The organism is Flavobacterium sp. XGLA_31 (assembly GCF_051547105.1).
Taxonomy (GTDB): domain Bacteria; phylum Bacteroidota; class Bacteroidia; order Flavobacteriales; family Flavobacteriaceae; genus Flavobacterium.
The window spans coordinates 237,598-260,782 of record NZ_JBPTTM010000002.1 but is presented as its reverse complement, the minus strand read 5'-3'; the positions used below and the strand labels follow the sequence as shown (position 1 = coordinate 260,782).

Annotated in this window: 19 protein-coding genes; 12 read left to right on the top strand and 7 right to left on the bottom strand. The window is 38.6% G+C overall.

Features of this window, described 5'->3' with window-relative positions; translation table 11 throughout:
- The first annotated feature begins 31 nt into the window (after positions 1–31).
- From thrA to ACSVH6_RS05125, 5 genes are all read left to right on the top strand, one after another.
- The gene (gene thrA, locus ACSVH6_RS05145; RefSeq protein WP_438076240.1) at positions 32–2,479 is read left to right on the top strand and encodes a bifunctional aspartate kinase/homoserine dehydrogenase I; all 2,448 of its coding nucleotides are present in this window, start codon (positions 32–34) and stop codon (positions 2,477–2,479) included.
- A 5-nt stretch (positions 2,480–2,484) separates the two neighbouring features.
- On the top strand, positions 2,485–3,411 hold the full coding sequence (locus tag ACSVH6_RS05140) for a homoserine kinase (protein WP_438076238.1): 927 nt from the start codon (positions 2,485–2,487) through the stop codon (positions 3,409–3,411).
- Positions 3,412–3,437: 26 nt separating this feature from the next.
- Positions 3,438–4,727, top strand: coding sequence for a threonine synthase (gene thrC / locus ACSVH6_RS05135; RefSeq protein WP_438076236.1), 1,290 nt, complete (start codon positions 3,438–3,440; stop codon positions 4,725–4,727).
- A 17-nt stretch (positions 4,728–4,744) separates the two neighbouring features.
- Positions 4,745–4,867, top strand: coding sequence for a hypothetical protein (locus ACSVH6_RS05130; protein ID WP_438076234.1), 123 nt, complete (start codon positions 4,745–4,747; stop codon positions 4,865–4,867).
- Between the two features lie 130 nt (positions 4,868–4,997).
- A complete protein-coding gene (locus ACSVH6_RS05125; protein ID WP_438076232.1) occupies positions 4,998–6,182 on the top strand; it encodes a hypothetical protein in 1,185 nt (394 codons plus the stop codon).
- A gap of 61 nt (positions 6,183–6,243) precedes the next feature.
- Here ACSVH6_RS05125 and ACSVH6_RS05120 read toward each other — a convergent pair whose 3' ends face one another.
- Both ACSVH6_RS05120 and ytxJ read right to left on the bottom strand, forming a co-directional pair.
- Positions 6,244–7,143 (bottom strand): serine hydrolase, encoded by a 900-nt coding sequence (locus ACSVH6_RS05120; RefSeq protein ID WP_438076230.1) that lies wholly within the window; start codon positions 7,141–7,143, stop codon positions 6,244–6,246.
- Positions 7,144–7,333: 190 nt separating this feature from the next.
- A complete protein-coding gene (ytxJ, locus tag ACSVH6_RS05115; protein ID WP_438076229.1) occupies positions 7,334–7,726 on the bottom strand; it encodes a bacillithiol system redox-active protein YtxJ in 393 nt (130 codons plus the stop codon).
- A 164-nt stretch (positions 7,727–7,890) separates the two neighbouring features.
- Between ytxJ and clpB the strand changes: the two genes are divergently transcribed.
- The 5 genes from clpB to ACSVH6_RS05090 all read left to right on the top strand — a co-directional run bounded on the left by clpB (position 7,891) and on the right by ACSVH6_RS05090 (position 13,776).
- Positions 7,891–10,494 (top strand): ATP-dependent chaperone ClpB, encoded by a 2,604-nt coding sequence (clpB, locus tag ACSVH6_RS05110; RefSeq protein ID WP_438076227.1) that lies wholly within the window; start codon positions 7,891–7,893, stop codon positions 10,492–10,494.
- An 856-nt stretch (positions 10,495–11,350) separates the two neighbouring features.
- Positions 11,351–11,758, top strand: a complete 408-nt coding sequence (locus ACSVH6_RS05105; protein ID WP_438076225.1) for a hypothetical protein — start codon at positions 11,351–11,353, stop codon at positions 11,756–11,758.
- 52 nt (positions 11,759–11,810) lie between these two features.
- On the top strand, positions 11,811–12,458 hold the full coding sequence (locus ACSVH6_RS05100; RefSeq protein ID WP_438076223.1) for a hypothetical protein: 648 nt from the start codon (positions 11,811–11,813) through the stop codon (positions 12,456–12,458).
- Between the two features lie 146 nt (positions 12,459–12,604).
- A complete protein-coding gene (locus ACSVH6_RS05095; protein WP_438076221.1) occupies positions 12,605–13,162 on the top strand; it encodes a GNAT family N-acetyltransferase in 558 nt (185 codons plus the stop codon).
- Between the two features lie 200 nt (positions 13,163–13,362).
- Positions 13,363–13,776 (top strand): OsmC family peroxiredoxin, encoded by a 414-nt coding sequence (locus ACSVH6_RS05090; RefSeq protein WP_438076219.1) that lies wholly within the window; start codon positions 13,363–13,365, stop codon positions 13,774–13,776.
- 53 nt (positions 13,777–13,829) lie between these two features.
- Here ACSVH6_RS05090 and ACSVH6_RS05085 read toward each other — a convergent pair whose 3' ends face one another.
- The 3 genes from ACSVH6_RS05085 to ACSVH6_RS05075 are packed head-to-tail and all read right to left on the bottom strand — an operon-like array spanning position 13,830 to position 18,443.
- On the bottom strand, positions 13,830–15,830 hold the full coding sequence (locus ACSVH6_RS05085; protein ID WP_438076217.1) for a cytochrome c biogenesis protein CcdA: 2,001 nt from the start codon (positions 15,828–15,830) through the stop codon (positions 13,830–13,832).
- The gene (gene tilS, locus ACSVH6_RS05080; RefSeq protein WP_438076215.1) at positions 15,827–17,137 is read right to left on the bottom strand and encodes a tRNA lysidine(34) synthetase TilS; all 1,311 of its coding nucleotides are present in this window, start codon (positions 17,135–17,137) and stop codon (positions 15,827–15,829) included. Before tilS ends, ACSVH6_RS05085 begins: the two co-directional genes overlap by 4 nt.
- A 22-nt stretch (positions 17,138–17,159) precedes the next feature.
- Positions 17,160–18,443 carry an anthranilate synthase component I family protein gene (locus tag ACSVH6_RS05075; protein ID WP_438076213.1) on the bottom strand — a complete coding sequence of 428 codons (1,284 nt, stop codon included), beginning with the start codon at positions 18,441–18,443 and terminating at the stop codon, positions 17,160–17,162.
- Between the two features lie 193 nt (positions 18,444–18,636).
- On the opposite strand from ACSVH6_RS05075, the gene ACSVH6_RS05070 reads away from it, so the two are divergent.
- Together ACSVH6_RS05070 and ACSVH6_RS05065 are read left to right on the top strand one after the other, a co-directional pair.
- Positions 18,637–19,551: a DUF4349 domain-containing protein gene (locus ACSVH6_RS05070; protein ID WP_438076211.1), complete on the top strand. Its 915-nt coding sequence runs from the start codon at positions 18,637–18,639 to the stop codon at positions 19,549–19,551.
- A 178-nt stretch (positions 19,552–19,729) separates the two neighbouring features.
- Entirely contained in the window at positions 19,730–20,023 is a 294-nt protein-coding gene (locus ACSVH6_RS05065) for a DoxX family protein (RefSeq protein ID WP_438076209.1), read from the top strand.
- Between the two features lie 46 nt (positions 20,024–20,069).
- On the opposite strand, the gene ACSVH6_RS05060 is transcribed toward ACSVH6_RS05065, so the two are convergent.
- On the bottom strand, positions 20,070–20,705 hold the full coding sequence (locus ACSVH6_RS05060) for a peroxiredoxin (RefSeq protein WP_438076207.1): 636 nt from the start codon (positions 20,703–20,705) through the stop codon (positions 20,070–20,072).
- Between the two features lie 178 nt (positions 20,706–20,883).
- Positions 20,884–23,091, bottom strand: coding sequence for a catalase/peroxidase HPI (katG, locus tag ACSVH6_RS05055; protein ID WP_438076205.1), 2,208 nt, complete (start codon positions 23,089–23,091; stop codon positions 20,884–20,886).
- Positions 23,092–23,185 lie beyond the last annotated feature (94 nt).

Sequence of the window (23,185 nt, the reverse complement as noted above, 5' to 3'; positions counted from 1 at the left end):
AATAACCCTCTTTTCTATAAAAATCAGTATTATGATCGTATTAAAATTTGGCGGAACATCTGTAGCCAATGCCACCAATATAACCAAGACCATCAACATTATTACGCATAAAAGTCAGGAAGATCAACTCGCCGTAGTCGTATCTGCCTTTAGCGGTGTAACCGATTTACTCATACTAGCCGGTAAAACTGCATCGGCTAAAGACAAGGCTTACAAAGAGATTTTAAATGAGATTGATAAAAAGCACAAAGATGCTATTGATGAATTGATTCCACTAAGCGAACAAAGCGATATCATTAATACTATCAACAGCGATATCAATCTGCTGAAAACCCTTTTGGACGGTTGTTATCTTTTGGGCGAATTATCCAGTCGCACTGCCGATATTGTGGCCGGATTCGGCGAATTGCTTTCCTCCCAAATCATAGCCGTAGCCCTAAAACAAAAGGTAACTGATGCTGTTTTCAAAGACAGCCGCGAATTGATTAAAACCAATTCCAACTTCGGAAAAGCAACTGTTGACTTTACCGTAACAAACAAATTGATTGCAGATTATTTCAAAAACAACACCAATCAAGTGGCGCTATTCCCAGGATTTATTGCCTCATCGCCTGATGGCAATACTACTACACTGGGCCGTGGCGGATCTGATTATACCGCAGCTATTATTGCTGCTGCAATCAAGGCTTCGGTTTTGGAAATCTGGACAGATGTAAACGGAATGTTTACAGCCAATCCACGCATTGTAAAACAAGCCCAACCCATTGAAACCATTTCCTACCAGGAAGCGATGGAGCTGTCTCATTTTGGAGCCAAAGTATTGTATCCGCCCACCATTCAACCGGTACTTAAAGACAACATTCCTATCTTCATCAAAAACACCTTTGAACCGGAAGCCTATGGCACACTGATTTCCAGCAATCCCAACCAAGGCAGCAACCCTATTAAAGGCATCTCCCACATAGACAATATTGCTTTACTCACCTTGGAAGGTTCAGGAATGATCGGTGTTGCCGGCTCTTCCAAGCGTTTGTTTGAAGTATTGTCAAACGAGAACATCAATGTGATATTCATCACTCAAGCCTCTTCGGAACACTCCATCTGTATTGGTATTTTAAATGCCGATGCTGATAAAGCCAAAGCAGCCATCGATAAAACCTTTGAGATTGAGATTGCACAGAACCGCGTCGACCCTTGTATCGTGGAAAAGGACTTATGCATAGTAGCCCTTGTAGGCGAAAGCATGAAGAATCATCAGGGTATCAGTGGTAAAATGTTCAGCACTTTAGGCAAAAACAATGTCAACATACGAGCCATTGCACAAGGAGCTTCCGAAAGAAACATATCAGTAGTGATTAATGAGAAAGATGTCAAAAAAGCGCTGAACACACTCCATGAAAGGTTTTTCGAAGACAACACCAAGCAGTTAAACTTGTTTGTTATGGGGGTTGGTAATGTTGGCGAAAAATTCATAGACCAAATCAGCCAGCAAAAAAAATTCCTAAAGGAAAACCTCAAAATCAACCTGAGAGTGATTGCTTTGGCGAATTCACGCAAGATGGTCTTTGACGAAGACGGTATCAATTTGCACGACTGGAAAACCAAGGTAGACGAAGGCGAAACCGCCGATGTAAATACCTTTATCAGAAGAGTCATCGATTTGAATTTGCGCAACAGCATCTTTGTGGACATTACTGCCAATTACGAAATAGCAGGGATTTACAGTCAGTTCTTGTCACAAAACGTAGCCGTTGTGACTTGTAATAAAATTGCCTGCTCCTCAGAATATGAGAATTACAAAAACCTAAAAAACCTTTCCCGAAAATACAACGCGCCTTTCTTATTTGAAACAAACGTGGGCGCCGGATTGCCAATCATTGACACACTGAAACACTTGATTGCCTCAGGTGACAAAGTCAATAGAATTAACGCCGTTTTATCCGGAAGTCTCAACTTTATTTTCAACAACTTCAGCGAAAACTACAGCTTTCATGATGTTGTTAAAGAAGCAGGTGTTCAAGGATTTACAGAACCAGATCCAAAAATCGATTTGAGTGGTGTGGATGTAGCTCGGAAAATCCTAATTCTTATTCGCGAAAGCGGATACGAAATGGAAATGGAAGACATAGTCAATAATTCCTTCTTACCTGCAGCATGTATGGAAACTACCAACAATGACGATTTCTTCAAATCGCTTCTCAAATACGAAGCGCATTTTGATAACTTGTTGGCCGAGGCCAAAGCCAAAAACAGTCGATTAAAATTCGTAGCGTCTTTCGAAAATGGAAAAGCCAGTGTTGGCTTGCAATTTATACCAGCGGATAGTCCGTTTTACAATTTGGAAGGAAAAGACAACATCGTACAGTTTTACACCGACCGTTATGTAGACCAGCCATTATTAATCAAAGGAGCCGGTGCAGGAGCAGCGGTAACAGCATCCGGAATTTTTGCAGATGTAATCCGAATTGGAAACGTATAAATATCATGAACGAAATCAAAATATTCTGTCCTGCCACTATAGCCAATCTCAATTGTGGGTTTGACGTTCTGGGAGTTTGTCTTGAAGGCGTTGGAGACGAGATGATAATCCGAAAAGTGACTGCTAAAGGCATTACCATTACTAAAATTACCGGAGCAGATTTGCCTTTGGAAACTGAAAAGAACGTAGCAGGCGTGGCCGCATTGGCTATAATGGCTGCAGCTAAACCTGATTGCGGTTTTGAAATTGAAATTCATAAAAAGATAAAAGCCGGTAGTGGTATCGGAAGTTCTTCTGCCAGCGCAGCCGGAGCAGTATATGGTATTAATGAATTATTGGGTCAACCCTTTAACAGACATCAGTTGGTTGACTTTGCCATGAAAGGCGAAGCCATAGCCAGCGGTTGCGAACATGCCGACAATGTAGCTCCATGTCTCTTAGGCGGATTTACATTAGTCCGAGGCTATAATCCATTGGATGTAATCAAAATTAAAAGCCCGAGTGAACTATACGCTGTGGTGCTCCATCCGCAAATTGAAGTCAAAACAGCCGATGCCCGAGCAGTATTGTCACCAACAATCGACCTAAAAGCAGCCATTACGCAATGGGGTAACTTAGGCGGTTTGGTAGCCGGACTATATACTGAAGATTACGAATTGATTCATCGTTCGCTGCAGGATGTCATTATAGAGCCTCTGCGCAAAAAACTGATCCCCGGATTTGACATCACCAAAAATTCCGCCATGGATGCCGGTGCGTTAGGTGCCGGGATATCGGGTGCCGGACCTTCTATCTTTGCCTTGTGTAAAGGGCAGAGTACGGCTGAAAAGGCAGCATATGCGATGAGCAATGCTTATTTAGAAACCGGAATTCCTTTTGACATTCATTTATGCAGAATAAATGAGGAAGGGGTAAAAACCATTGTGAATTAAAAATGATTGCAAATTAAAAGTAAAACATGAAATACTTTAGTTTAAATAATAAAGCTCCCAAAGTAAGTTTTGAAGAAGCTGTCGTTTTGGGATTAGCTCCTGACAAGGGATTGTATTTCCCGGAAAGTATAACGCCTCTTCCCCATTCATTCTTTCAGAATATCGAAAACCTTTCTCATGAAGAGATTGCTTATGAAGCCATTAAACAATTTGTAGGTGATGAAATTCCGGAAACTGAACTCAAACAGATTATAACCGAAACACTTTGCTTTGATTTTCCATGTGTTCCTGTAGAAGAAAATGTCTTTTCTTTGGAGCTATTCCACGGACCTACTATGGCCTTTAAGGACGTGGGAGCCCGATTCATGTCAAGATGTTTAGGTTATTTTAATCGTCATGATGACAAGAAGAAAGTCACCGTTTTGGTCGCTACTTCAGGTGATACCGGCGGCGCTGTAGCCAGTGGCTTTTTGGGTGTAAAAGGAGTTGAAGTAGTTATATTATATCCTTCAGGTAAAGTAAGTGAAATACAAGAACGTCAACTTACCACGCTTGGACAAAACATAAAAGCTCTTGAAGTCGACGGTGTGTTTGACGATTGCCAGGACATGGTCAAAAAAGCATTTCTTGATGAAAGTTTAAAGCCTTATCATCTTACTTCTGCCAACTCTATTAATATTGCCCGTTGGCTCCCGCAAATGTTTTATATTTTCTTCGCGTACCAACAATTAAAAAAACACAACAAACCAATTATTCTTTCCTGTCCAAGTGGCAACTTTGGAAATATCTGTGCCGGTATTATGGCCAAACGATTAGGGTTACCTATTGCCCACTTTGTAGCTTCGACCAATGCTAATGATACGGTACCCCGCTTTTTGCAGCAAGGACTATACGAACCAAAACCTTCCGTCGCCACAATTTCCAATGCAATGGATGTGGGGAATCCAAGTAATTTTATTCGGATTCAGGAACTATACCACCATGATTTAAAAGAGTTTGAGAATGATTTTACTTCTTACAGCTTCACTGATAGCGAAACCAAAGCTGCCCTCAAAGATTTGTACCATCGCACCGGCTATATTGCCGAACCACATGGAACTATAGGCTATTTAGGTTTAAAAAAAGAAATGCCAAAGCATCCGGGAAGCATTGGAGTATTCCTCGAAACAGCACATCCAATAAAATTTTTAGATGTGGTAGAACCATTGTTAGACTTGACTCTAACTATTCCAAGTCAAATTGAGAGTGTACTGGGCAAAGAGAAGGTAAGTGTCAAAATTAAGACCTATCAGGAATTAAAAGATTTTCTGAAATAGACAAATTTTAGTTTGTATTGATTACCATTGCATATATGAACCAACTGACCAAAACTGATGATGTCGTGACCGTTACTTCTGCTGACCAATCGCAGACGGCAACGGTTCCACTCAGAGTTGTTGAACAAACCTTAACATGACCTGACGAACATCATTTCCCAAAAGATGTTTATGGTTTTGAATCATCTTTATTTGAACTTTTAAGATTATAATTTTCTGTTGCAGGTAGTTTAAAACGATTTTTCCTATTTTTGTTCCAAACCCTTATTTATGAAAAAAATTACTATTTTCCTCTCCCTATTTTTGTTAGTATCGGCTTGTGCAGTCAAGCAAACCCGTGAATTGTTAACCTCGGGCGATTATGATGCTGCCATTCGAAATTCGGTAGAGGGTCTACAAGGCAATAAAAATGCTAAAGGTAAACAAGACTATGTATATCTGCTCGAAGAGGCTTTTGCAAAAGCTAAAGAGCGCGATTTGCGAGCTATTAATGCATGGTTTAAGGATGCCAATCCCCAAAATTTGGAAAAAATATACAATACCTATGTACAGCTCAATTACCGTCAGGAACAGATACGTCCTTTGTTACCCTTAAAATTACTCAAAGAAGGCCGTGAAGCCCAATTTCAGTTTGACGATTATACTGATCAGATGGTAAGCAGCAAAAATGCCTTGTCAAAATATTTATATGATAATTCCAAAGCCCTATTGGTAACCAAAGACAAAATAACCATCCGCAGAGCTTATGATGATTTGGTATATTTAGATAATCTGAATCCAGGTTTTAAAGACGTTCGCAAACTGATAGACGAAGCCAAATTCAAGGGAACCGACTTTGTCAGCGTATATACTAAAAATGAAACCAACATGGTGATTCCGAAACGTCTGCAGGATGATTTACTGGATTTCAGCACCTACGGCTTAAATGATAAATGGACTGTTTACCATAGTAACCGTCAAAAGGGTATTGACTACGATTATGGTTTGATTGTAAACTTCAGAGACATAGCAATTTCTCCTGAACAGGTGAAAGAGAAACAATTTGAAAAGGAAAAACAGGTTAAAGACGGGGTCAAAAATCTGGTAAACGCTCAAGGTCAGATTGTAAAAGACAGCCTTGGTCATCCCATCAAAGTAGACAATATGAAAACCATTCGTATCAGCATTTATGAGTATTCCCAACTTAAAACCTGCCAGGTTACCGCTAAGGTAGATTATATTGATTTCAGAACCAATCAATTGTTGCAGACATTTCCGGTAAGTAGTGAGTTTGTATTCAATTCTGTTTATGCCAAATATACTGGTGATAAACGTGCCTGTGAAGAAAGTTACTATCCAAATTTTGACCGCAAGGCAGTTCCCTTCCCAAGCAACGAACAAATGGTATACGATGCCGGACAGGATGTAAAAAACAAGCTCAAAGACATCATAGCAGCAAACCGATTCCGGAAATAGAAATATCCGAAAATAAAAAACTCCCATTTAAGGGAGTTTTTTATTTTAATTTATGTTTGCTTTAATTGTCTCTGTTTTTTTCGTCGTTATATACGGTAGATGAAATTTCACTCAATAAAGCAGATAGTGTTTTCATATCTTTCCCTTTAGTCATTACGGTTATCATATAAGCCTTATCGTCTATATAAACCACAGCTGACTCATGCAATTGTTTTTCAGTTTCGGTACCTGACTCTCCAAACTTATGAGCGATTTTAGTGTGAGGAGGCAAGCCTTTAACAATACCATCTTCAAAATCACATTCACTCAAAAGTTCTGCGGCATATTCAGAATTACTGATAGTGAGGTAGCCTGCATTAAAAATAGCTCTCATAAAAAGGGTATAATCGTGAGCATTGAAATAATATTTGTTTGCATAAAGATTAGGCACTTCTACCCCCAAATCCTTAAATAGTTTTTGAAGTGTTTTAGGTTCCATATATTTTTCAAGCAAAATGGTCGCTGCATTATCCGAATACTTAATCATGTAAGTAAGTAACTCGCGGATAGAGTAACTTTTTCCCAGAACAATAGCTTTAGAAACAAAACGGACATTTTTGCCTGTGGCTACTTCCTGATTATAGGTTACTACTTTATTCAGAAAACCGGGATTGTTTTCTTCCATTTTAAGAACAGCAATAAGTATGGGCACTTTAAATAAGGAGCCCGGCTCATACTTTTCATCCGGGTTTACAGAAGTCCACACCCCATTAGAACGCAAATAAACCGATGCATTGTTTACATTACCGCTCTGTTTGTATTTTTCAATTATTTCAGTGATTTTTTGTTTAGTTGCTGCCAATTTATCAGACTCGCAGTCTTCATCTACCCAAAGTATAGGCCTTACAAATTTAAAACCATCAATACGTTTAATATTATAATTGCAATACTGACCGGCATTGGCCGCTTCGATTTCTTTCATTTGTTGCTCCTTTTCCCAATAATAAAGAAAAGCTCCAGTGATTGTGGAAAGAGCAACTGAAAAAAGGATGACATGTAAAAGTGTAAATTTTTTGGTGTTTAAAAAAGTCATTTCATGGGGTATATAAAATTAAGCCCACAAAAATAACCAAGTGCTTTTAACAATTTCACAGATAAATGTTACAATTTTCTTAACAATTTGTTAAATATCGTTTAAGGTCATCAGCCATGATATCATTGTGAGATGCGTCATAAATACTTTTCCCTTTGCGAATTAAAATCAACTGAGGAGATTGGTGTTCCACTTCAAACCTATGGGCAATTTCATTAGAAACCGAGCGGTATTCCAACAAATCAACAAAATAAGGAACTACTTCATCATGCAAATCAAATTCGCTTTCAAACTGTTTCAATACCATACGACTGATTCCACAACGGGTGCTATGCTTAAAAAGCAATACTGGTTTGGTTTCAGATTCTTGAATGAGGTCATCCAATTGTTCGGTATCCGCTAAAGGCTTCCATCCTATTTTTGAAGTTTCTGAAGAAGGTGATGTACCAAAAATATTTTTGAATAAGTTCATAATTGTCTGGTTTTACGACATTTTGACCGAAAGTTAAAAGCAAAGTTGCGAAAAACAAGCCATCTTGTCGGTAAATTAGATTTGGAATACAAATTGACGTTATTGTTTCAAAGTTAAAAAACAAGAACCGATTTCAAACAATTTTAACAATACAACAACAAAATATGAACATCAACAATTTAACCATCAAATCGCAAGAAGCGCTGCAACAAGCACAGCAAATTGCACAAAGTTACGGCCAACAGCAGTTGGAGAACGAACATATTTTCAAAGGAATTTTGGAAGTAGATGAAAACGTAACGCCATTCATTTTGAAAAAACTCAATGTGAATGTGGACTTATTTAAAAAAATACTAGACAGTACCATTCAAAGCTTCCCGAAAGTTTCAGGTGGTGAGCTTATGCTGTCCCGCGAGGCTAATACAGCATTAACCGAAGCCAATATTATAGCTAAGAAAATGAACGACGAATACGTTTCGATTGAACACTTAATTCTGGCTATCTTTAAATCAAAGAGCAAAGTGGGGCAAATTCTGAAAGACCAAGGTGTCACTGAAAAAGGATTGGAAGCTGCTATAGCCGAAATCCGTAAAGGGGAACGCGTCACTTCTGCCTCAGCCGAAGAAACCTATAATGCCTTAAACAAGTACGCTAAAAACCTGAATGAGTTAGCTCGTACCGGGAAACTCGACCCTGTTATTGGTCGCGATGAAGAAATCAGAAGGGTATTGCAAATCCTGACCCGTCGTACCAAAAACAACCCGATGTTGGTGGGTGAACCCGGTGTTGGTAAAACGGCTATAGCTGAGGGTCTTGCCCATCGTATTGTGGATGGAGATGTACCTGAAAATCTGAAAGACAAAATCGTGTACTCTCTTGACATGGGGGCTTTGATTGCCGGAGCCAAGTATAAGGGAGAGTTTGAAGAGCGATTGAAATCTGTAGTAAAAGAAGTTACTGCTGCAGAGGGTGATATCGTTTTATTCATAGACGAAATCCACACCTTGGTAGGTGCCGGTGGTGGTGAAGGCGCTATGGATGCCGCTAACATACTCAAGCCGGCTTTGGCTCGCGGAGAACTACGAGCCATTGGGGCCACTACTCTTGATGAATATCAAAAATACTTTGAGAAAGACAAAGCATTGGAACGTCGTTTTCAGAAAGTAATGGTAGATGAGCCGGATACCGAAAGTGCTGTTTCTATCCTGAGAGGGATTAAAGAGAAATACGAAACCCACCACAAGGTACGCATCAAAGACGATGCAATTATTGCTGCGGTGGAGTTATCCCAACGTTATATTACCAATCGGTTTTTGCCGGATAAGGCTATTGACTTGATGGACGAAGCGGCTTCGAAATTGCGTATGGAAATCAATTCAAAACCAGAAGAACTCGACGTGCTGGATAGAAAGATTATGCAATTGGAGATCGAAATTGAAGCCATTAAACGAGAGAATGATGAAATCAAACTCAAAGGATTAGGTTTGGATTTAGCAAACCTTAAAGAGGAACGCAACGAAATCTTTACCAAATGGAAATCAGAAAAAGATGTTGTAGACAACATCCAGACGGTAAAACAGGAAATAGAAGACTTTAAAGCAGAAGCTGAACGAGCTGAACGCGACGGAGATTATGGTAAGGTAGCTGAGATACGTTACGGAAAAATCAAAGAGGCACAAGAAAGACTCGATACCCTGCAAGCCCAACTCATTGAAAACCAATCCGGGCACTCTTTGATTAAAGAAGAGGTAACCCGTGAAGATATTGCCGAAGTAGTGGCTAAATGGACCGGAGTTCCTGTCATGAAAATGCTGCAGGGTGAAAGAGAAAAATTGCTACATCTTGAGGATGAATTACACCACCGCGTAGTGGGTCAGGAAGAAGCCATCGAAGCCATTAGTGATGCCGTACGTCGTAGCCGTGCCGGCTTGCAGGATGCTAAAAAACCTATAGGTACCTTCTTGTTTTTAGGAACCACAGGGGTTGGTAAGACTGAGTTGGCTAAGGCTTTGGCAGAATATTTATTTGACGACGAAAACGCCATGACCCGTATTGACATGAGCGAGTACCAGGAACGCCACAGCGTGAGTCGCTTAGTGGGTGCTCCTCCGGGATATGTTGGGTATGATGAAGGCGGACAGTTGACGGAAGCCGTGAGACGTAAACCGTATTCGGTAGTGCTGTTGGATGAAATTGAAAAAGCCCATCCTGACACATTTAACATCCTATTGCAGGTATTGGATGAAGGACGCCTAACCGATAACAAAGGCCGTGTAGCCGACTTCAAGAACACCATCATTATCATGACTTCTAATATGGGAAGTGCTATTATACAAGAGAAATTTGAAAACCTCAAAGGAGGGCTTGAAGCGGCCACCGAAGCGGCAAAAACCGAAGTATTGGGCTTGTTAAAACAAACCGTGCGTCCTGAGTTTATCAACCGTATCGATGAAATTGTGATGTTTACACCATTAACAAGTGCCAACATTAAAGAGATTGTTGGATTGCAATTAAAAAGTGTAACCAAAATGTTGGCCCAACAAAACATCACCATGGATGCTACTCCGGAGGCTATTGACTACTTAGCCGAAAAAGGATATGATCCGCAATTTGGTGCCCGTCCGGTAAAAAGAGTTATCCAGCGCGAGGTGCTCAACCAATTGTCTAAGGAAATCTTAGCCGGAAAAGTTACTACTGACAGCATTATACTGTTGGATAGTTTTGACGGAAAGCTGGTATTTCGTAACCAAAGTGAGTTGGTAGAGTGAGTTAAAAGTTGATAGTCTTTTCTAATTACTTTTCATCTTAATATCAAAATATAAGGTTGTTTTTAGTTTGATGAGAAAAGCCCTGACAGTGTGAAAACGGTCAGGGCTTTTTGTATGCGTTTCATCCTGAAGTATCCGTTTTGAAGGCGCTTGCATAAATTTTGTTCCAAAGCAGCATCACCCATAACAGTGATTTTGCTAACTTAAGTTAATTGATTCTTTGTGCGTAGACTCATCCCCTTTTATGGCGTGGTGACCCGATTAAAAGAGGTTGTAAACTGGTATAAAACCGTTGCAGACCGGATTAAAGGGGTTGTATGGGTACTAAAAACACGTTAGGTACTTGTTTAAAGAGGTTTTCAACGGGATTAAAGTGGTTAGCAACCACATAAAAGGGGTTCTTAACCACTTAAAAGTAGTTATAAAACCGCTTATAAGGGGTATAGTACGAAGAAAAAGGCCTCCTGAACTCCTTTTATAAGGTAACCAACCCCATAAAACCTATATAAGACCTCTTTAAAGTAAATCGCAACGACTTATACTTGACGTGGTAGGAAATTGATTTCATCACAAGATTGAACTGCAAGTCAACATTTAACAAAACATACACTTTTAGTGTACTTTTTTTTGACATATAAATACTATATTTACAATACAAAAACATGTAAATCAAATAATTGGTAAAGAAAGAGACTTACCCTCTCCAAGTGACACTAGATTTATGTTCCGTTTATTTTAGAGGTTTGTTATTAAGCGGAAGATTGATAAAACCAACCAAAAAAAAATGCAGCCCTACTTTATATTGTTTTGGAAGACACAAAGCCGGACTGCAAAATCTATTTTAAAACACAAATTTATGAAAAATTTCTTTTACGGCTTAATCGCCACGGTCCTTTTATTGGCAACCCCCACAAATGCAAAAAATCTGCCCGGAGTTTATACTTCCGCTATCGGCAGTGAAGACGTTTTTACTAAAAAACATATTGAAGGAGACATCAAGTTGAGTGGCGGGTGCGTCATTCATTACTCTATTGATATTGATTATCAATTGTTTCCTCCACGTATTAATTCTATTCACGGTTCGATTACTATGACCGGTCCCTGCTCGGGTACCCAGACTTTTAAAGCGGTGGCGACCACCGATGAAAAAGGAACTATTACAGCCCTCGAAACCGATTTGACGGATAAAAATTTACAAACCAAAGAGTTCAATGAAGCTTTGATGAAAAGTCTGAATGAACAAAACATTTTTGAACAAAAATAATAGTAACCTATAAGAAGGGACAACAGTCCCTTCTTATTTAAAACTAATCATTATGAAAAAAATATTTTTTAGTACAGCCCTGATTTTATTGATTATTCATTCTACTAATGCCCAGGAAATCTATTTGGCAAAATATAAGATTGTTGACACTCAATACAACGGAAAAAACGATAAGGATTCAAAATTTGAAGATTTGTTTTTAAACAGCGTAATCTATAATTTCTATTCCAATGAAAGCATCAATTATCTGAACGATGTCCAAACACTCGAGGCAAAAGGTGTTAATTTAAAAGTTTCCGGAGAACAACATATTTATATCGATTATAAAAGCAATACCGTTTGCTACAAGCCCAACGATACTGAATTTTTTTCTTTCAAAGAGCTGACCTTTAAAAAAGCAAAATCTACACTGACTGTTTTGGGAATGAGTACCACTAAATACATTTCGACTGATGGCAATATCATAATTTACACGGCTCAAAATTTACCTTGGTATGTGCAACCTTGTATTGTAAGCACCAATCAATTTAATGAAGGCATTGTTAAATTTGAAAACTTAAAAACGAAAAGCGGCTTTGAATTAATTGAATTTAAAAAAACGGAACCAACAGATGATTTTAAGGAAGTACAAAAACAATTAGCCGCTCTCAAAACTGACCATAAAAAAGCGATTTTATCTCCTTTTGTAAAATTTGATTGAGATTGACTGATTCATAATCTTGGTTCCATCATAAATACAGCTTTTTTATTTTATCGGATGGAAGCAATCTCTTTACAAGAGCTCGTTTCATTTGCTGTGACAGAATTTGAAAAAAAAGATTTATTTTTGAGTTATCAATCACTCTTATGGAATTTGAAATTTTAACCACAGAACGTCTTTTACTGCGAAAAATCAATCCCGATACCCATCAGTATATCTACACCAATTATACTGATGATGCCCTGTGCTCCTTTTTAGGGTTGTCTTCAACAGAAACCCTTCGTAAAGAAAAAGAAAAGTTTAACGGAGGCTTATACACTTTCAATAAATCCTATCTTTATTTTCAGATTCTTGACAAGAAAGACGAAAAAGTAATAGGCTGGTGTGGCTATCACACGTGGTATTTAGATCACAATCGGGCTGAAATTGGTTATGGTCTTTTTGACGAAACGTATAAAAACAAAGGACTTATGCACGAAACGCTGAAAGCCGTTTTGGATTATGGTTTTAACCAAATGAACCTGCATCGTGTAGAGGCTTTTATTGGAAAAGACAATATCCCGTCGCTGAAAAGTGTGGCAAAATTTGGATTTACTCAAGAAGGTATACTGCGGGAACATTATTTTACAAACAACCAGATGGAAGATTCGGTAGTATTTTCATTGTTGAAACAAGAATATCAAGCGCTAAGTAACATGTTGTAAAAACTCAAGAATCCATCAGAACGGCTTAATCATAATTTGATTCTATTCGATATTCTTATACTATTGCCGAGGAAATGCTAATAACGATTATCAAGGCTTGGCTACTCCACCTTGATCTAACTGGTTAAAAGATTTAACATCAACCTGACTCATCACAATGCAATTTTGTGTAACTTTAGGCTTCATTTAAATTTTTAGGTATGAAAAGAAAAGCAACGGCCGTATGGAACGGCACCGGAAAAGACGGCAAAGGTCATCTAACAACCCAAAGTACGGTATTGAATCAAACCCAATACTCTTTCAGTTCCCGTTTTGAAGATGGAATAGGTACTAATCCTGAAGAATTAGTAGCGGCGGCTCATTCAGGTTGTTTCACTATGAAATTGGCCTTTAATCTACAGGCTGCCGGATTTACTCCAACAGAATTAAAAACAAACTGTGAAATTGTTTTTGAGGATGGTAAGATTGTGGCTTCCAACCTAACCTTATCCGCCCAGGTAGACGGGATTGAAACAGGTCAATTTGCCGAATTGGTAAAAGACGCCGAACAAAACTGTCCTATTTCGCAATTATTGAATACTGCTATTTCTGTGAATTATACGTTGAACGCCTAAAGAGCAGGAAGTATAAAAATAAAAAAAGTCCCTATCCAGGGACTTTTTTTATGTTATTTGAATTTGGAAATACCTTGTTTTAACCATGCCAGATATTCATTAGCATCTGGAGTGTAACCTACCGGTGTATTCAGATTTTGTTCTTTTAAATCGGTTAAAACGTAGTACGGTTGGGTATTAGTTTTATATTTAGTGATAATAAACTCTGTCCACTTGTCACCCACGGTAACGATCTCGTTTCCTGTGATTTTAGAAACGTATTGTTCACTTTTGGGTAAATCTCTATCCTCATCAACATACAAAGAAATCAAAACCACGTCATTTTTCAAGACTTGTAACACTCTTTCATCTGACCAAACATTATTTTCCATCTTACGGCAATTTACACAGGCATGTCCTGTAAAATCAATCATAATAGGTTTGTTTACCGTTTTGGCGTAGGCAAACCCTTTGGCATAGTCTTTAAAAACCGTCAAACCATGAGGCCCTGCCTCTGCCCCATCAGGCAATGTGGCAGATTGTGAAGCTCCAGATGAACCGAAGAAACCATTAGGGCTTTCGCTATAGGTCTGTGGTGGCGGAAAAGCACTGATTAACTTCAAAGGCGCTCCGAATAAGCCCGGAATCATATAAACTGTAAATGCCAGAACCAAAACTCCCAGTGACAATCTTCCTACCGAAATATGTGCTATTGGGCTATCATGTGGAGTGCTAATCTTACCAAAAAGATACAATGCCCAAGCTCCGAACACTGCTATCCAAATGGCAAGGAATACTTCTCTTTCCAACAAATGCAATTGCAAAACCAAATCGGCATTGGATAAAAACTTGAATGCTAAAGCCAATTCCAGAAAGCCCAGAGAAACTTTAACCGTATTCAACCATCCGCCTGATTTTGGTAACGAATGCAACCAACTTGGAAACATGGCAAACAACATGAACGGCAAAGCCAAGGCTGACGAAAATCCTAACATGCCTACTATAGGAGCAATTCCTCCCTTAGAAGCTGATTCTACCAATAATGTTCCTACGATGGGACCTGTACAGGAGAACGAAACGATAGCCAATGCCAAAGCCATGAAAAGTATACCTATTACCCCTCCTCTATCTGCTTGACGATCGACTTTATTGGCCCAGGAATTAGGCAGCATGATTTCAAAAGCCCCCAAGAATGAGGCGGCAAACACAATCAATAATACAAAGAAAATTACATTGAACCAAGGATTGGTCGATAATGCATTTAATGCATCAGCACCAAAAATTGCAGTGATGGCTAATCCTAAAACTACATATATAGCGATAATGGAAATTCCGTAAATAACAGCGTTGCGTTTTCCTTGTGCCGGTGTTTTGCTCTGTTTGGTAAAAAAGCTCACGGTCATTGGAATCATTGGGAATACACATGGCGTCAATAAAGCAGCAAAACCGCCTAAAAAAGCTAAAAAGAAAATCATCCATAACCCTTTTTTTTCTTCTTTCTTGGGCTTTGCTATTTCTGATGCAATTGCTTTATTTTGAGGAACGTTTTGCTTTACTGTATTTTCTTTGACCGCTACTGTATCTACTTTGGTAGTGACAGTTGCAGATGTTGTTACTTCCGCTTCTGAGGTCGGAATAACGAAAGTAAACTGCTTGTTATCGTTGATACAACTTTCTTTACAAACCTGATAATCAATTTTTCCTTTGATGGAAGTAAGCTTAGCGTTGATTATTTTTACTTTTTGAGTAAAAGTCACTTTCTTTTCAAAATAATACTCATCCACGCCAAACACATCGTTGAAATGCTTTTTATACGGGCTCTCCTTGGGTTTTCCGATTAGTTCATAATTTCCTTTGGCATTGTCAAAACTGAATTCTGCAGATAATGGCCCGCCATCCGGCGTATATTGTGAATACACATGCCATCCTTCATCGATGGTTCCGTTCATTACCAAATTGAATTCGGTATCAGAAACTTTCTCGACTTTACTGGTCCATTTTACGGGTTTTATAATCTGTGTGGTTCCTTTGGCGAAGGCCAAAAGCAAAAGAAGCGTAACTAATAATTTGTTCATTCTTGAAGTTGTATTTGTAGTATATTCGTGGTTTGTTTTGTTATTTTAAATCGATTGTCAGCTCTTTTTCCTATTATCCAAACAATTTGATTATCAGAGCACAAAATCCATGTATTTAACTTATCAGGTAAAGCTATTTTTTCATCTTTAAAAAACTTACTGACTTTCTTTTTACCATTCATTCCCAACGGAAAGAAAACATCGCCTTCCTCCCACTTCCTGATTTGTAATGGAAAAGTGAGTATATCTTCATCAACAAAGATAGTGCTACTTGATGGATTCGTAATGTCAGCTACACGGCAAAACAACATTTTTAAGGGAACTTTAACGTCTTTTTGATTTTTTTCAATCCAGAATTGCTCCCTACTATCATCCGTCTGTTTGGGAAATAAAATCAAAGAAACTCTGTCTTTCAGCAAAATATGTGTTTCCGAAAACACTTTTTTTCCGGATTGGGCTTGAGGCAAATCATAAATTACCTCCCAATCCGTAAAACCAAAAGGTTGCAGCCATTGGTACAAATAGGCTTTGTAATTTCTGCATTTTAAAAGTTTTACCAAGCTAATTTTAACTTGATTATCTGTTTTAGTAGCCACCTGATTGTAGACTATTTGTGCAGCATCATCTACTAAAGTCTGAGCTTGCTGTAGGTTTTTGACAGTATTCTCAAAGGAATGCAACAAACTCGGATTCAATTCTTTCAGCACAGGAATTACTTGATGGCGTACTTTATTTCTCCGGTATTTATCAGAAGCGTTGCTGCTGTCTTCTCGCCATGGCAACTTGTTTTCTTTGGCAAAAGCTTCAATTTCGCTTCGGGAAAAAATCAGTAATGGACGAACAATATTTCCATTTTGTTGTGGGATTCCAATCAAACCATCTAAACCCGTTCCCCGAGAAAAATTAATTAAAAACGTTTCCAAACTGTCATCCAATTGGTGAGCCGTCAGGATATAATCGTAATCGTGATTTAACAATACTGTTTCAAACCATTCGTAGCGAAGTTTTCGAGCAACCACCTGAATGGATAATTTATGTTCTTCTGCAAAAGCCGCCGTGATGAACTTTTGGGTGAAAACAGGAATTTTAAGTTCCTCGCAAAGCGCTTTGACAAATTGTTCGTCACCATCACTTTCATCGCCACGCAATTGAAAATTGCAATGAGCAACAGCAAAAGGGAGCTGTAGCTGATGACACAAATACAACAAAACCATACTATCAACACCTCCGCTGACAGCCAGTAGCAATCGTCCTTCCTTTAAAAAAGGAAAGTTAGTGCTGAGATGATTTTGAAATTTTGTGAGCATCCTCAAAAATAGTCATTTTAATTTAACGCAACACAGCAAACATGGCTTTGGCTTTGAGTAAACATTCTTCATATTCCTGCTCAGGGCTGGCAAGTGAAGTGATAGCACTCCCTACTGAAAAAGACAAATAATTTTCTTTTGCATTATACAAAATACTTCGAATAACCACATTAAAATCAAAATCGCCTTGAGGAGTAAAATAACCCAAAGCCCCACTGTATAACCCTCGCTTGGTTTCTTCTAATTCTTCTATGATTTTCATGGCGGAAATTTTAGGAGCGCCCGTCATGCTTCCCATCGGAAAAGTAGTTTGCAGTATTTCTACAGGAGCAATTGTGCTCTCTACTTTTGAAACTACTGTCGAAATCATTTGATGCACTTGTTCAAAAGAATAAATTCCACATAACTCTTCCACTTCGACCGATCCTTTGACTGCTGTATGTGATAAATCGTTACGCACCAAATCAACAATCATGATGTTTTCCGAGCGTTCCTTCGGATTGGATGCCAACTCTATTTTAGCCTTTTCATCAGAGGCTTCATCGGCAAACCGTTGAGCCGTTCCTTTTATGGGTTGTGATATTACTTTGTTAGCTTCTTTCCTTAGGTACCGTTCGGGAGAAGCAGATAACAAATAATACTCCTGGTTTTTGAAGAAGGCCGCAAAAGGCGGCTTCGAAATAGCATTGAGTTTTTGATAAATCGCTAAAGGATGAATGACTGCTTTTTCGGCGTAGAATTCCATACAGAAGTTTGCTTCATAAATATCCCCCCGATGAATATGCCGAAGCATTTCTGAGACTTTGTCAATATACTCTTTTTTTGAAATGCGTTGTTCAATTGCAATTGTTGAACCGGGAACTTCAAATTCAACACTCGAAAGTATTGCTTCCCAGTCTGATTCCATTTCATCATCGCACAAATGCAAATACTGTATTTGAAACATGTTTTCTTTTAACAGAAATATTTTTTTGGGCTGAAAAAAAAACAAATCAGGAAAATGCAAGCCGTCAAAATTATCAGACCGCAAATCTTCTATATCATTTTTCAAATCATAAGACAAGTAACCAAACAACCAATCCTTAGCTTGTTGCTGGTATTGATGTAAATCGGCAAAAGCGTTTTGATAATCGGTTTTTATGGAAGTAAACGCATCCACAGCCAACACGGCGTCAAATTCAGTATACTTTTGATGATAGGTATTTGAATCCAAAAAAACGATTTCTCTGAACTGCTGAGACCACTGTAAGAGTTGTTTTTTTAATGCTTCAGGATGCTTAATTTCTTTGGAAAGTATTGTTCTCAAGGAGTCTTTTTTTGGTATTCAAATTTACAATAAAAAAAATTCTTTCCACATGGAGATTGTTTTCAAAATTTTGGCACACTTTTTAATACAAATTAAATAGTATTCACCTTAAACTCATTTGCGCTATTGATAGTAAACTACTTTGTCTTGTAAAATTTGAACTCTATTAATAACTCATTAAAATGAATGTAAGATGAAGCACTTTTCAAAACCGGGCTTAGCCCTACTCCTATTCGGACTTCTTGCCATAGCTTGCAAGCAGGCAGCAGCAAATGAAGCTACTGCCGACACAAAGGCCTTAGCCGACTCAACGGCTGTAATTCCCAACACACCGGAAACAATTAGCGGGAATACTCCAACCGCTAAAAACACAACTGTCCGGAAATTTGTACGTACAGCCGATTTAAAATTCAAAGTGAAGAATGTGGCCAAATCAACCTATTCCATTGAAAACATCGTGCGAAAACATGGTGGTTTTATTACCAATACTGATATGAAAAGTACCGTCAATGAACACGATGAAACTCAGGTTAGCCAGGACAGTATTCTTGAAACTACCAGGTATACCGTTGATAATACGATTACACTTAGGGTCCCAAATACTGAATTGGATTCGGTTTTGACCGCTTTGACTAAAGAGGTCGATTTTTGGGACAACCGCTCCATAAAAATGGATGATGTGTCTTTGCAATTGTTAGCGAATAAATTGGCACAAAGAAGAATCAACAACCACCAAAAACGATTAGAAAAAGACATCGATACTAAAGGGAAAAAACTAAATGATCTAACCACTGCTGAAGATCATGCCTTGGACCGGGCTTCAGAAAGTGATGCTGCTACGATGAGTAATTTAGCTTTGGAAGACCAAGTGAGTTTTAGTACCGTTACTTTGTATTTGTACCAGAGAGAAACAGTAAAAAAAGAATTGATTTTAAATGAAAAAAGCAGCAATGCATACCGACCTCATATCGGCCTGCAGATTCTAGACAGTTTAAAATCCGGATGGTATATGATGGAAGCCATAATTGCTTTTATAGTTCGACTTTGGGCACTCCTGTTACTCATTGTACTGGTTTATTTTGGATATAAAAAAATCATGATCAAATAACAATTAGTTTCCTGATAATGAAATAAATACCATTAGTTTCGGCTAATGGTATTTTTTTATCTAACTTTGATAAACCAATCATTAAACACCAATAATAATGAAAATCGCTACTCTAATTATCAGGACCTTAATTGGTTTGTTCTTGCTCTTCGTGTCTATTAGTTTCTTTTTAAAATTAATGCCCGAACCTATAACTACAGGAGATTTTAAAGCCTTTCAGGTAGGACTTGTAGCCTCTGTCTATTTGATGCCTTTAGCCAAAGGAGTGGAATTGCTTTGCGGCTTGGCCTATGTCACCGGAAAATATGTAAGTTTAGCCAACATTGTGATACTCCCGGTTACATTTAATATTTTACTCATCAATTATTTTATGACCCCCGAAACATTGCCGATTGCCATTGGGCTGTTCTTGGGAAACATTTTCTTAATTTATCGCTATTGGCATAATTACAAGACTGTATTTACACCATAAAAAAAGCCCTCAAATTTGAGGGCTTTTTTTATTTAATCAGTAACTGTTAGTGTGATGCTAAATAAGAAGCTGTACTTTTTCTGTCAGCATTCATAGCTTCCTCTCCTTTATTCCAGTTAGCCGGACAAACTTCTCCGTTGGTTTGAACATGAGTGTAAGCGTCAATTAATCTAAGGTATTCATTAACATTTCTACCTAATGGCATATCATTTACACTTTCATGGAAAACTTTACCTGTTTCATCAATCAAATATGTAGCTCTGAAAGTCACGTTAGAACCTTCTAAAATTTCGTCATTTAAATCGGCATCATAAACCCACTCTGCATCTAAAATGTCCAAAGCAGCTGCTAAATTTCTGGTAGTATCCGCCAAGATTGGATATTTAACACCTTCAATTCCTCCTTGGTTTTTTGGTGTATTCAACCAAGCAAAGTGCACTTCGTTAGTATCACATGATGCACCAATTACCATAGTGTTTCTGCTTTCAAATTCTCCTAAAGCTGCTTGGAAAGCGTGTAATTCTGTTGGACAAACAAAAGTAAAGTCTTTTGGATACCAAAATAAAATTACCTTTTTGTTGTTTTTGGTAGCTTCTTCAAGCACATTGATTTTTAAATTTTCTCCCATAAAAGAGATGGCATCTACTGCAATACTCGGGAATTTTTTACCTACTAATGACATATTATATATGGATTAAATGTTATTTTTTTAATGGCGCAAAAGTACACACTTAACTCATTTAATTACAATAGCCGGGTATTAAATTTTACTATGAATAAATAATTTCAGCCTATACTACAAAAAAAAGCGTCTCAACATGTTGAAACGCCTTCCCGAAGTATAAACAATTTAAAAAAAATCAAACCAAATCAAAACGATCTAAATTCATCACTTTGTCCCAAGCTGCTACAAAATCGTGTACAAACTTAGCTTTAGCATCATCCGAAGCATAAACTTCCGCTAAAGCACGAAGTTCGGAATTAGAACCGAATATTAAATCCACTCGTGTTCCGGTCCATTTGTGTTGTCCCGTGGCGCGATCTATTCCTTCAAAAATATCCTGCTCCGCAGAAGCTGCTTTCCATTTGGTTCCATAATCAGTGATATTGACAAAGAAATCGTTAGTCAGAGTTTCCGGATTTTTGGTAAATACGCCGTGTTGTGATTTGTCAAAATTAGCATTCAGCACGCGCATCCCTCCAATAAGAACTGTCATTTCAGGAGCAGTCAGTGTCAGCAATTGTGCTTTGTCAATTAATAATGCTTCTGCAGAAACATTAGACTTGTTTTTCACATAATTTCGGAAACCGTCTGCTTGAGGTTCTAAAACAGCAAATGATTCCACATCGGTTTGTTCTTGAGATGCATCAGTGCGTCCCGCCCTAAAAGGAACCGATACAGTGTGCCCTGCACTCTTAGCCGCCTGTTCAACACCGGCACAACCGGCCAAAACGATTAAATCAGCTAGTGAAACCTGTTTCCCATCCGTTTGCATTGCATTAAACTCTTTTTGAATAGTTGTTAAAATATCTAACACTTTTGAAAGCTGAGAAGGATTATTAACTGCCCAATCTTTTTGCGGAGCCAAACGAATGCGTGCCCCGTTAGCTCCGCCTCGCTTATCGGAACCACGAAATGTTGATGCCGAAGCCCAAGCGGTTGACACTAATTCAGCAACGGTCAATCCTGAAGCCAAGACTTTTGCTTTCAAAGCATTCACATCATTAAAGTCTATTAGTTTGTGAGTCACTGCCGGCAGAGGATCTTGCCATATCAATACTTCTTTTGGCACTTCCGGTCCTAAATAACGGGCAATAGGTCCCATATCACGGTGGGTTAGTTTATACCAAGCTCTGGCAAAAGCATCGGCAAAAGCATCCGGATTTTCATAGAATCGTCTCGAGATTTTTTCATAGGCCGGATCAAAACGTAAAGAAAGATCTGTAGTAAGCATAAAAGGAGCATGCTTTTTTGTCGGATCATGAGCATCAGGCACTAAACCGGCTCCTGCATTGTCTTTGGGTCTCCATTGATGCGCTCCGGCCGGACTTTTTGTTAATTCCCATTCATACCCAAATAAATTTTCAAAGAAATTATTGCTCCATTTGGTTGGTGTAGTGGTCCAGGCACCTTCCAATCCGCTGGAAATAGTATCAGCTCCGTGACCACTTCCAAAGGAATTTTTCCAACCTAAATTTTGTTCTTCAATTCCGGCTGCGGCTGGCTCTCTGCCCACATATTTACTTGGATCAGCGGCACCATGTGTTTTCCCGAAAGTATGCCCACCGGCAATAAGCGCCACGGTTTCTTCATCATTCATTGCCATTCGTCCAAAGGTCTCTCGGATGTCACGTGCAGCTGCAATTGGATCAGGATTTCCGTTTGGTCCCTCCGGATTCACATAAATTAATCCCATTTGAACAGCAGCCAGAGGATTTTCTAAATCCCTGTCACCTGAATAACGTTTGTCATCCAGCCACGTTGTTTCTGATCCCCAGTACACATCTTCTTCGGGTTCCCAAACATCTTCTCTTCCGCCTCCAAAACCAAAAGTCTTGAACCCCATAGATTCGAGGGCACAGTTTCCGGCCAGTATCATTAAATCCGCCCATGAAATTTTATTTCCGTATTTCTTTTTGACCGGCCAAAGCAATAATCGGGCTTTGTCAAGATTCACATTGTCGGGCCAACTGTTTAAAGGAGCAAAACGCTGTGTTCCGGATCCTGCACCTCCCCGACCGTCATGAATACGATAGGTTCCCGCACTGTGCCAAGCCATACGAATAAAGAAAGGGCCATAATGACCATAGTCGGCCGGCCACCAATCCTGTGAATGAGTCATGAGGTCAAAAATATCTTTTTTAACCGCATTCAAATCCAAAGATTTAAAGGCTTCAGCATAATTAAACGACTCTCCCATCGGATTCGAAAGCGAAGAGTTTTGACGCAAAATATTCAATTTTAACTGATTGGGCCACCAATCCCGATTACCGGTGCCATTACCGGCACTTTGATTCAGAGCTCCGTTTGAAAACGGGCATTTGCCTTGTGAAGTTTCATTTGTCATATTTCATAAGTTTTAGATTCGTTTTATACTCTAAAGTTAAGGTTAATTTCTCTTGGTTACCCCGTCTTTTGATTAAATATTGCTATTTCTTAAT

What these genes read in the sequence shown, in the direction of transcription:
- thrA (WP_438076240.1), top strand. Translation starts at nt 32, where the DNA reads ATGATCGTATTAAAATTTGGCGGAACATCTGTAGCCAATGCCACCAAT.
- ACSVH6_RS05140 (WP_438076238.1), top strand. Translation starts at nt 2,485, where the DNA reads ATGAACGAAATCAAAATATTCTGTCCTGCCACTATAGCCAATCTCAAT.
- thrC (WP_438076236.1), top strand. Translation starts at nt 3,438, where the DNA reads ATGAAATACTTTAGTTTAAATAATAAAGCTCCCAAAGTAAGTTTTGAA.
- ACSVH6_RS05125 (WP_438076232.1), top strand. Translation starts at nt 4,998, where the DNA reads ATGAAAAAAATTACTATTTTCCTCTCCCTATTTTTGTTAGTATCGGCT.
- ACSVH6_RS05120 (WP_438076230.1), bottom strand. Translation starts at nt 7,143, where the DNA reads ATGAAAGAAATCGAAGCGGCCAATGCCGGTCAGTATTGCAATTATAAT.
- ytxJ (WP_438076229.1), bottom strand. Translation starts at nt 7,726, where the DNA reads ATGAACTTATTCAAAAATATTTTTGGTACATCACCTTCTTCAGAAACT.
- clpB (WP_438076227.1), top strand. Translation starts at nt 7,891, where the DNA reads ATGAACATCAACAATTTAACCATCAAATCGCAAGAAGCGCTGCAACAA.
- ACSVH6_RS05105 (WP_438076225.1), top strand. Translation starts at nt 11,351, where the DNA reads ATGAAAAATTTCTTTTACGGCTTAATCGCCACGGTCCTTTTATTGGCA.
- ACSVH6_RS05100 (WP_438076223.1), top strand. Translation starts at nt 11,811, where the DNA reads ATGAAAAAAATATTTTTTAGTACAGCCCTGATTTTATTGATTATTCAT.
- ACSVH6_RS05095 (WP_438076221.1), top strand. Translation starts at nt 12,605, where the DNA reads ATGGAATTTGAAATTTTAACCACAGAACGTCTTTTACTGCGAAAAATC.
- ACSVH6_RS05090 (WP_438076219.1), top strand. Translation starts at nt 13,363, where the DNA reads ATGAAAAGAAAAGCAACGGCCGTATGGAACGGCACCGGAAAAGACGGC.
- ACSVH6_RS05085 (WP_438076217.1), bottom strand. Translation starts at nt 15,830, where the DNA reads ATGAACAAATTATTAGTTACGCTTCTTTTGCTTTTGGCCTTCGCCAAA.
- tilS (WP_438076215.1), bottom strand. Translation starts at nt 17,137, where the DNA reads ATGCTCACAAAATTTCAAAATCATCTCAGCACTAACTTTCCTTTTTTA.
- ACSVH6_RS05070 (WP_438076211.1), top strand. Translation starts at nt 18,637, where the DNA reads ATGAAGCACTTTTCAAAACCGGGCTTAGCCCTACTCCTATTCGGACTT.
- ACSVH6_RS05065 (WP_438076209.1), top strand. Translation starts at nt 19,730, where the DNA reads ATGCCCGAACCTATAACTACAGGAGATTTTAAAGCCTTTCAGGTAGGA.
- ACSVH6_RS05060 (WP_438076207.1), bottom strand. Translation starts at nt 20,705, where the DNA reads ATGTCATTAGTAGGTAAAAAATTCCCGAGTATTGCAGTAGATGCCATC.
- katG (WP_438076205.1), bottom strand. Translation starts at nt 23,091, where the DNA reads ATGACAAATGAAACTTCACAAGGCAAATGCCCGTTTTCAAACGGAGCT.